Below are 3,395 nucleotides of genomic sequence, written 5' to 3'. Positions count from 1 at the left end.
GACTAATTGATGTATAGTATGGATTAGTCATGCCAAATTCTTCACCTTGATAAATATAAGGTGTACCTCTAAGCATGTGAATTGCTGTTCCAAGCATTTTAGCACTTTCTATTAGATAATTTTTATCATCACCAAATCTTGAAACGACTCTTGGCTGATCATGGTTACACCAAAAAACTGCATTCCACCCTTTTCCTTTTTCCATTCCACTTTGCCAATTATCAAATATATCTTTTAATTCTAAGAAATTAAATTTACCATCACTCCATTTATTTCCATATTTATAATCTACTTTTAAATGATGAAAATTAAATACCATTGATAATTCTTTTTCTTTTGGATTTGTATATTTTATGCAATTTTTAATATTAGTAGATGACATTTCGCCAACTGTTATAACATCTTTAAATCTTCCAAAAGTTTTTTCATTTAATTCTTTTATATATTGATGTATTTTATCACCATCTGTATAGAATCTTCTTCCATCTCCAATTAAATCATCTTCAAATTTTTCTGGTTTAGAAATTAAATTAATTACATCAAATATTAATCCTTTAACACCTTTTTCAAGCCAAAAATTGATTATATTATAAATTTCTTTTCTAACTTCTTCATTATCCCAATTTAAATCTGCTTGTGTTTTATCATATAAATGTAGATAATATTCATCGAATTTTTCTACATACTCCCATGAAGATCCACCGAATTTTGATGTCCAATTTGTTGGTGCTTTACCATTTTTACCTTTTTTAAAAATGTAATAGCTTTTATATTTTTCATTACCTTCCATAGCTTTTTTAAACCAATTCGACTCTGTAGAAGTGTGATTAAATACCATATCTAACATTAAATAAATTTCTCTTTTTTCTGCTTCTTTTATCAATTCTTCAAAATCTTCCATAGTACCAAATGTTTTATCAATATTATAATAATCAGCGACATCATATCCATTATCTCTTTGAGGTGATATATAAAATGGAGTTAACCAAATATAATCTATTCCTAGATTTTTTAAATAATCTAACTTTTCAATAACTCCTCTTAAATCTCCAATACCATCATTATTACTATCTTTAAATGACTTTGGATATATTTGATATACTACTGCTTTTTTAAAATCTATATTTTTCATAACTATTTCCTCCAAATTTTTTATGAATTAATTGAAGGCAAATGTAATATCTAATTAAGATACTAAATTTGCCTTAATACTAGTTAAATTTTACTTCCATTAATTCATCATTATCTACATTTTCCTTTTCTTCTCTAATAGATATCTCTTTAAATTTATCTGTATTTGCTACTACCATAAATACAGTTGTTGAAACAGCTTCTTTTCTATCAAATCTATATCGAAATTTAAAAGTTCATCTCCAAGTTTAACTGTATCTCCAACTTTTACTAAAGAATCAAATCCTCTTCCGTTCATTCCTACTGTATCTATGCCTACATGTATTAAAAGTTCTACTCCTTTATTTGTAGTTAATGATAAAGCATGTTTTGTCCTAAATATCATTGAAATTACTCCATCTGCTGGTGAGATTATTTTGCCTTTTATAGGTTCTATTGCAATACCTTCTCCTAACATTTTACTTGCAAAAGTTTCATCATTTGAATCTTCTAATTTAACAAGTTTACCTTTAACAGGACTATATATTTTTTCTATAGCTCCTTTATTTTTTTCTATTAAATCATCATTATTTTGAATATCATTTATTTCTTTTTTGTCTGTTACAACAGATACTTCTTGTTGATTTGTATCTAGTTCTTTTTTAGTTTCTCTACCTGTTAAAGCATCTAAATTAAATTTAATACTTCCTTTTCCTTCATCAACAGCTTTTATATCTCTTCTTATCTTTGGAATTGCAAAGAACATAATAGGGATTAATACTAATGGACTAAAGAATGCTATAGCCATTCCTATGAAGTAAACACTCCAGAATTTTGGGAATATTGATAAAAAAGCTGGTAATCCTCCTACACCGATTGATGTAGCTAAAACTCCATGTACTGCTATATATGCAGATGCACAAGCTGAACTTATTAAACATGCTAAGTAAGGCCATTTATATCTTAATGTTACTCCATACATTGCAGGTTCTGTTACACCCAAATAAGCAGTAATACCTGCTGTAGCCCCTAATCCTTTTGTTTTTTTATCTTTACTTAAGAAGAACATTGCTAAAGCTCCTGAGCCTTGTGTTATATTTGATAAAGCAACCATTGGCCATAAAAGAGCCCAATGAAGTGGGGATGCTAACAATTGAAAATCTACAACTAAGAAAGTATTGTGCATTCCTGTAATAACTATTATTGCATAAGTGAATCCAAATAATAATCCAGCGAATAAAGCGTAATTTTTAAATAAATATACAAATCCTGATGACATTGCATTACCTATTGCAAATGTTACAGGTCCAATAATAATGAATGATAAAAGTCCTGTTACTAATAAAGCAATTGGTGCTACTAGTAATAATTTAAATGAGTCTGGTACGATCTTGTTCATAAATTTTTCTATTTTAACCATTATATAAGTTGAAACGAGAACAGGTAATACTTGTCCTTGATATCCTATCTTTTGGAAAGCATGTCCGAAAAGTGACCATGTTGGCACTGCATGTTTTGCTACGGCTTGACCATAAGAATATGCATTTAATAATGCTGGATTAACAAGTATTAATCCCAGAACTATACCTAATAGAGGATTTCCTCCAAATTTTTTAGCTGCTGACCAACCAACAAGTGCAGTTAAAAAAGTGAATGATGTATTAGCTATAACGTTTACCATTTCTGCAAAACCGGCCCATGCTGGATAAACTTGTATTAAAGATTTATTAGCATAAAAAATTCCTTGACCTGCCAATATGTTATTTAACCCCAATAAAAGACCAGCAGTTACAATTGCTGGAAGTATTGGGATGAATATATCTGATAAAGTTTTAATTGCTAATTGAATGGGATTTAGCTTCTTTGCCGCTTCGTCTTTTGCTTCTGATTTAGATACTCCCTTTATATTAGTAATAGATAAAAGATAGTCATATGCTCTATCAACTGTTCCAGGACCTATAATAACTTGAAATTGTCCATTTGCACTAAAATTACCTTTTACTAAACCAATATTTTTTAAGTTTAATTCATTTACCTTTCCTTCATCTTTTAAAATGAACCTTAATCTTGTAATACAGTGTGTAGCCATAGAAACGTTGTTTTCACCACCAACAGCTTCTAGAATTTCTTTTAAATCATCTTCAAACTGCTTTGTGTTTTCCATAAGTTTCCCCCTCCTTTAAATTCTATATATTATTTGAATAAAAAATAATTTATAGAAGTATTTTTATCTTTAAAACTTATACGTACAAATTATATTTTTGTAATAACCTGTACGTATAAGT

Annotated in this window: 2 protein-coding genes; both read right to left on the bottom strand. The window is 28.5% G+C overall.

Annotation, left to right across the window (positions count from 1 at the left end):
• Positions 1-1,132 (bottom strand): alpha,alpha-phosphotrehalase (locus tag CLTHE_RS14985; RefSeq protein ID WP_080024108.1); only part of this gene is annotated, 1,132 nt, incomplete at its 3' end.
• Between the two features lie 171 nt (positions 1,133-1,303).
• A complete protein-coding gene (gene treB / locus CLTHE_RS14980; protein WP_080024107.1) occupies positions 1,304-3,274 on the bottom strand; it encodes a PTS trehalose transporter subunit IIBC in 1,971 nt (656 codons plus the stop codon).
• Positions 3,275-3,395: the final 121 nt, after the last annotated feature.

It is taken from the genome of Clostridium thermobutyricum DSM 4928 (assembly GCF_002050515.1).
GTDB lineage: Bacteria > Bacillota > Clostridia > Clostridiales > Clostridiaceae > Clostridium > Clostridium thermobutyricum.
This window is presented reverse-complemented; position numbering and strand designations above follow the sequence as displayed.

Excerpts from the sequence above, each read along its gene's own strand:
- treB (WP_080024107.1), bottom strand. The coding sequence starts at position 3,274 with ATGGAAAACACAAAGCAGTTTGAAGATGATTTAAAAGAAATTCTAGAA.